General features: G+C 60.9%; 5 protein-coding genes and 2 pseudogenes. 4 read left to right on the top strand and 3 right to left on the bottom strand.

The features are described from left to right. From AC1DLB_RS18135 to ydcS, 3 genes are all read right to left on the bottom strand, one after another. On the bottom strand, positions 1–760 hold a 760-nt coding region (locus AC1DLB_RS18135), incomplete at its 3' end, for an ABC transporter permease (RefSeq protein ID WP_477785391.1). A 1-nt stretch (position 761) separates the two neighbouring features. Continuing rightward, positions 762–1,799: an ABC transporter ATP-binding protein gene (locus AC1DLB_RS18130; RefSeq protein ID WP_477744504.1), complete on the bottom strand. Its 1,038-nt coding sequence runs from the start codon at positions 1,797–1,799 to the stop codon at positions 762–764. Positions 1,800–2,071: 272 nt separating this feature from the next. Then, on the bottom strand, positions 2,072–3,223 hold the full coding sequence (gene ydcS / locus AC1DLB_RS18125; protein WP_018926690.1) for a putative ABC transporter substrate-binding protein YdcS: 1,152 nt from the start codon (positions 3,221–3,223) through the stop codon (positions 2,072–2,074). Between the two features lie 359 nt (positions 3,224–3,582). Here ydcS and AC1DLB_RS18120 point away from each other — a divergent pair. The 4 genes and pseudogenes from AC1DLB_RS18120 to AC1DLB_RS18105 form a co-directional block, all read left to right on the top strand. Beyond that, positions 3,583–3,996, top strand: a pseudogene (locus AC1DLB_RS18120) (MCP four helix bundle domain-containing protein); the annotation flags it as partial. After that, positions 3,970–5,145 (top strand): annotated as a pseudogene (locus AC1DLB_RS18115) (methyl-accepting chemotaxis protein); the annotation flags it as partial. The pseudogenes AC1DLB_RS18120 and AC1DLB_RS18115, both read left to right, overlap by 27 nt. Beyond that, a complete protein-coding gene (locus AC1DLB_RS18110) occupies positions 5,145–5,681 on the top strand; it encodes a chemotaxis protein CheW (protein ID WP_064616241.1) in 537 nt (178 codons plus the stop codon). The pseudogene AC1DLB_RS18115 and the gene AC1DLB_RS18110, both read left to right, overlap by 1 nt. Then, a partial coding sequence (locus AC1DLB_RS18105; RefSeq protein WP_477785390.1) for a CheR family methyltransferase occupies positions 5,678–6,373 on the top strand: 696 nt, incomplete at its 3' end. The genes AC1DLB_RS18110 and AC1DLB_RS18105, both read left to right, overlap by 4 nt.

Here is a 6,373-nt window from a genome sequence, read left to right as displayed (position 1 = left end):
GTGTCAGTGAAAACGTGAAAATCGAACCGGCCGCGATCCCCGGAATCGACAGCGGCAGAATTACTTGCATGAAGGTCTGACGCGGCTTGGCGCCCAGATCCGCCGAAGCTTGCAGCAAGGACGGCGGCAGGCGTTCCAGTGACGCCTGGATCGGCAGGATCATGAACGGCAGCCAAATATAGACAAACACCATGAATCGCCCTAGATGCGAGGTCGACAGGGTGCTGCCACCCACTCCCGGCATCCCGAGTACGAACTGCAACACCGGCTCCAGGTTCAGGTACTGAACGAACCACTGGGCCACGCCGCCCTTGGCCAGCAGCAAGGTCCAGGCATAGGCCTTGACGATGTAACTGGCCCACATCGGCATCATCACCGCGATGTAGAAAAACGCCTTGGTGTTGCCGCTGGTGTAGCGCGCCATGTAGTAGGCGATCGGGAAGGCCACGATTGCACTGGCGATCGACACGACGATGGCCATGCTCAGGGTGCGCAGGATGATGTCGAAGTTCGATGGCTGGAACAGCGCTGTGAAGTTCGCCAGGGTCAGGTCGGGGGTGACCGTCATGGTGAAGTCATCGAAGGTGTAGAAGCCTTGCCACAGCAGGGTCAGCAGCGAGCCGAGGTAGATCGCGCCAAACCACAGCAACGGCGGCACCAGCAGCAGCGACAGATACAGGTTCGGCCGCCGGTACAGCAAGTTGGAAAACCGGCGCAGCGGCGAGCCGTTGGCCGGGGTTCGAGAGATCACGCTGTCCATCTCATACCCCGCCTACAACATTGTCGTGCAGCGCAATCATCGCCTCGCGTGCCCAGCGAGCGCTGATGCGTTGCCCGGGCTGATGTTGCGCACTGACGTCCAGCCACTGGACGTTGGCCTGGCTGATGTTCAGGGTCTGGCCGTTTTCCAGCTTCAGTTCATAGCGGGTGGCGCTGCCCTGATACTGGATGTCATGAAGCACGCCGCTGACTTCTATTTCATGGCTGGCCAGCGGCCCTTCGGCGAAACGCACGTGTTCCGGGCGGATCGAAAACGGCTGAGGATTGCCGCTCAACTGCCGGGCCAGATCACCGCGTATCACATTGGACGTGCCGACGAATTCGGCGACGAAGGTGGTTGTCGGTTTCATATAGAGGTGGCGCGGCGTGTCGACCTGTTCGATACGCCCCTTGTTGAACACCGCCACGCGGTCGGACATCGACAACGCTTCGGTCTGGTCGTGGGTGACGAAGATAAAGGTGATGCCGAGCTGACGTTGCAGCTTCTTCAGTTCGCCTTGCATTTGCTCGCGCAGCTTCAGGTCGAGGGCGCCCAAGGGTTCGTCGAGCAACAACACGCGAGGGCGATTGACCAGCGCGCGAGCCAGGGCCACACGCTGGCGTTGGCCGCCCGACAGCTGCACCGGTTTGCGCTCGCCGTAGCCGTTGAGGGCGACCATGTCGAGGGCTTCTTCGGCGCGTTTGTGGCGTTCGCTCTTGCCGACGCCTTTGACTTTCAAACCGTAGGCGACGTTGTCGAGTACGTTCATGTGTGGGAACAGCGCGTAATCCTGGAACACGGTGTTCACGTCGCGCTGATACGGCGGCAGCCCGGCGGCCTCCAAGCCATGGATGCGGATGGAGCCGGTGCTCGGCTGTTCGAAACCGGCGATTAGACGCAGGCAGGTGGTTTTACCTGAGCCAGAAGGGCCCAGCAGGGAAAAGAACTCGCCGTCCTGGATGTCGATGGAAACCCGGTCAACGGCCTTCACCTCACCGAACTGACGGGAAACGTTGGTGAACTGGACTGCAAGCGTCATGGATACGGTGCTCCCAAAAAGCGGGGGCCCATCACAGCGGCCCCTGCCTGGACTTCTGAAAAAGCTGAATCGGTGTGCTTTTTTAGCTGGAATGCTCACTGTGGCGAGGGGGCTTGTCGGACCGCCGCACCGCCCCATTGGGCTGCGTAGCAGCCCTGAAAAGGAGAGCGCGGTTTATCTGTTAGACCGCGGTGACTGGTTCCAGGGCGGCTTCGCCACCCAACGGGGGCAAGCCCCCTCGCCACAAAGCTCCCTCGCCACAAGGGGGTGTATTACCTGCCTCCCATAATCGCGATGTAGTCCTGGGTCCAACGGCTATAAGGCACGTACTTGCCACCCTCAGCCTGCGGGGTTTTCCAGAAGGCGATCTTGTCGAACTGGTCGAAACCGTTGGTCTTGCACCCCTCGGCCCCCAGCAGTTCGCTTGCCTTGCACGCCGCCGGGACCGCCGGCAGCGAGCCGAACCAGGCGGACACATCACCCTGGACCTTCGGCGTCAGCGACCAGTCCATCCATTTGTAAGCACAGTTCGGGTGCTTGGCTTCGGCGTGCATCATGGTGGTGTCGGCCCACCCGGTGGCGCCTTCTTTGGGGATGGTCGAGGCGACTGGCTGTTTCTCGTTCATCAGGCCGTTGACCTGATACGGCCAGGAACTGGAAGCCACCACGCCTTCGTTCTTGAAGTCACTCATCTGCACGGTGGTGTCGTGCCAGTAGCGGTGGATCAACTTTTGCTGGGCGCGCAGCAGGTCGAGAACGGCCTTGTACTGTTTTTCGTCAAGCAGGTAAGGGTCCTTGATGCCCAGTTCCGGCTTGGCGGTTTTCAGGTACAGCGCCGCGTCCGCGATGTAGATCGGGCCGTCATACGCCTGCACGCGGCCCTTGTTGGATTTGCCGTCGGGCAGCTTCTGCTCTTCGAGTATCACGCTCCAACTGGTCGGCGGCTGTTTGAACACGTTGGTGTTGTACATGAGCACATTCGGCCCCCATTGGTACGGGGTGCCATAGGTTTGCTTGTCGACCACGTACCACGGCCCATCCTTCAGGCGCGGATCGAGATTCTTCCAGTTGGGGATCAATGCGGTGTTGATCGGCTGGACGCGCTTGCCGGCGATCAAGCGCAGGGAGGCATCGCCGGACGCCGTCACCAGGTCGTAACCGCCCTTGGCCATCAGGCTGACCATCTCATCGGACGTACCGGCCGTCTTGACGTTGACCTTGCAGCCGGTTTCCTTCTCGAAAGCGCTGACCCAGTCGTAAGCCTTGTCGCTTTCGCCCCGTTCGATATAGCCGGGCCAGGCAACGATATCCAGCTGACCTTCGCCGGCACCGACGGCTTTCAGCGGTTCGGCGGCCTGCAGGCTGGCGCTGGCCAGAAGCGCCGTGGCGATTGCACTGAGCAGTGCGGTCTTGTGTTCGAACATGGGGTTTCCCTCTTCTTTAATTAGGGTCGGGACAGCGTTGAACGGGGTAGTTCGCCACGAGTGGCTTGTTATTAGCGTAGTGCGCTTTGTGGGAGGCTGACCGAGKCCGGGCTGTGTCATGGGTTTATCCAGACTAGTGCCCGATGTCACAGTCGACAAATTTCCAATGCGGGACGTGATGTTTCTGCCGAGTCCGTGCTTTTTATTGGTGGGATGAGAAACGATGCTCAGCGTCTTATAAATGAAACATCGCCCTCAGCTATACTCCCCCGCAATTTGACCCGCACCGAGGACTGACTGTGAAGAACTGGACGTTGCGCCAACGCATTTTGGCGAGCTTTGCGGTAATTATCGCAATCATGCTGCTGATGGTTGTGGTGTCTTTTTCTCGGCTGATGAAGATCGACGCCGGCGCAGAATCGGTTCGCACCGATGCGGTCCCGGGGGTGTATTACAGTTCGATGATCCGCGGTGCGTGGGTCGACAGTTTTAACCTCACCCAACAGCTTGTCGGCCTTTCCGGGCATCGCGAAATGACCGTCGCCGACCAGACCATGTACAAAAGTTTCGAAGAGCGCTTGAACGAGCAAATAGCCAACTACCGTAAAACCATTTTCACGGAGGACGATCGGGCTCTGTTCGAGGAGTTCGAAGTGCGTCATCAGCTCTACAACAAAGAGATGAACAACGTTATCGATCTCTATCAGCGCAAAGAGTACGACCAGGCGGTGCTTGCCCTGGAGCAAAAACTGACGCCGGCCTGGGTCAATGGGCGCATGCAATTGAACAGCCTTCTTGAAAATAATCACGCCCTGGCTGAACAATCCACGCTGGCCATCAGTGACGCGGTGACGGCCGCCAAAATCAGCATGGGCGTCTCTTTGCTGGTGGCAAYCATCGCCGCCGGCCTCTGCGGCCTGCTGCTGATGCGCGCGATCATGGCGCCGATGAATCGCATTGTGGATATCCTCGAAGTCATGCGCACCGGCGATCTCAGCAGTCGCCTGAATCTGGATCGCAAGGACGAATTCGGCGCGGTGGAAACCGGGTTCAACGACATGATGACCGAGCTCACCTCGTTGGTGTCCCAGGCCCAGCGTTCCTCGGTGCAGGTCACCACGTCGGTCACCGAAATCGCCGCGACCTCCAAGCAGCAACAGGCCACCGCCACCGAAACCGCGGCCACCACCACCGAAATCGGTGCGACATCCCGTGAAATTGCCGCCACCTCGCGCGACCTGGTGCGCACCATGACCGAAGTCTCCGCCGCCGCCGACCAGGCTTCGGTGCTGGCCGGTTCTGGTCAGCAAGGCCTGGCGCGTATGGAAGACACCATGCATTCGGTGATGGGCGCGGCAGATCTGGTGAATGCCAAGCTGGCGATCCTCAACGAGAAGGCCGGCAACATCAACCAGGTGGTGGTGACCATCGTCAAAGTCGCCGACCAGACCAACCTGTTGTCCCTGAACGCCGCGATCGAAGCCGAGAAGGCCGGTGAGTATGGTCGCGGGTTTGCCGTGGTCGCCACCGAAGTGCGACGTCTGGCAGACCAGACCGCCGTGGCCACCTACGACATCGAGCAGATGGTGCGCGAGATCCAGTCGGCGGTGTCGGCCGGGGTCATGGGCATGGACAAGTTCTCTGAGGAAGTGCGCCGCGGCATGTCCGAGGTGCAGCAGGTGGGCGAGCAGCTGTCGCAGATCATTCATCAGGTCCAGGCGCTGGCGCCACGGGTGTTGATGGTCAACGAAGGCATGCAGGCCCAGGCCACCGGCGCCGAGCAGATCAACCACGCGCTGGTGCAATTGGGCGATGCCAGCAGCCAGACGGTTGAGTCCCTGCGCCAGGCCAGTTTCGCCATCGACGAACTGAGCCAGGTGGCCGTGGGGCTGCGTGGCGGTGTCTCGCGATTCAAAGTCTGATGAGCGAACTTACGGCCAGGCGCGGCGTGGCGATGCCGGCGAAGCAGTCGTTGTTTCTGGTGTTCCGCATCGGCAGCGAGCGCTACGCCTTGCAGGCCATCGAGGTGGCCGAAGTGCTGCCGCAACTGCCGTTGAAACCCATTCCCCGGGCGCCAGACTGGGTGGCGGGGGTGTTCGCCTATCGCGGCGCGGTGGTGCCGGTGATCGACCTCAGCGCGCTGACGTTTGGCCAACCGGCCCAGGCCCGCACCAGCACGCGGCTGGTGTTGGTGCACTATCGGCCGGATGAGGCAACGCCTGCGCAATTGCTCGGGCTGATTCTGGAGCAGGTCACCGACACGTTGCGCTGCAACCCGGCGGACTTTCAGCCTTATGGCCTGGACAATCGCCAGGCGCCGTACCTCGGCCCGGTGCGCGAAGATGCCCAGGGGCTGCTGCAATGGGTGCGGGTTGCCGATTTACTGGATGCACAGGTTCGCGCCTTATTGTTTCCCTCGCCGCCGCTGGACCTGGCGCAGTTTGAGGAGCAGGGATGAGCAGCGATCAACGGTTTTTCGATTTCCTCAAGGAGCGTATCGGCCTGGATGTCGGCTCGGTCGGCCCGGCGATCATCGAGCGCGCGGTGCGCCAGCGCATTACGGCGGTTCGGGCGCGGACGGCCGATGAGTACTGGCACACTTTGCTGGGCTCGCGCGACGAACAGCAGGCGCTGATCGAAGCGGTGATCGTCCCCGAAACCTGGTTTTTCCGTTACCCGGAATCCTTCGCCACGCTGGCGAAGCTGGCGGCCAAGCGGCTGGCGGCGATCAACAACATGCGCGCCCTGCGGATTCTCAGCTTGCCGTGTTCTACCGGCGAAGAACCGTACTCGATCGCCATGGCATTGCTTGATGCGGGGCTGGCGCCGCACCAGTTCAAGGTCGACGGCATGGACGTCAGCCCGCTGTCGGTGGAAAAGGCCAGGCTCGCGCTGTACGGCAAGAATTCGTTTCGTGGCCAGGACCTCGAGTTTCGCGAGCGCCACTTCACCGCTGAACACGATAGCTATCGCCTCAGCGGGCGCGTGCTCGAACAGGTGCGTTTACAGGTCGGTAACCTGCTGGATCCGACCTTGCTGGTCAACGAGCCGCCCTATGACTTCGTGTTCTGTCGCAACCTGCTGATTTATTTCGACCAGCCGACCCAGCAGCAAGTATTCGAAGTGCTCAAGCGCCTGACTCACGTCGAT

It is taken from the genome of Pseudomonas sp. 05N434, assembly GCF_056396965.1.
This window is presented reverse-complemented; position numbering and strand designations above follow the sequence as displayed.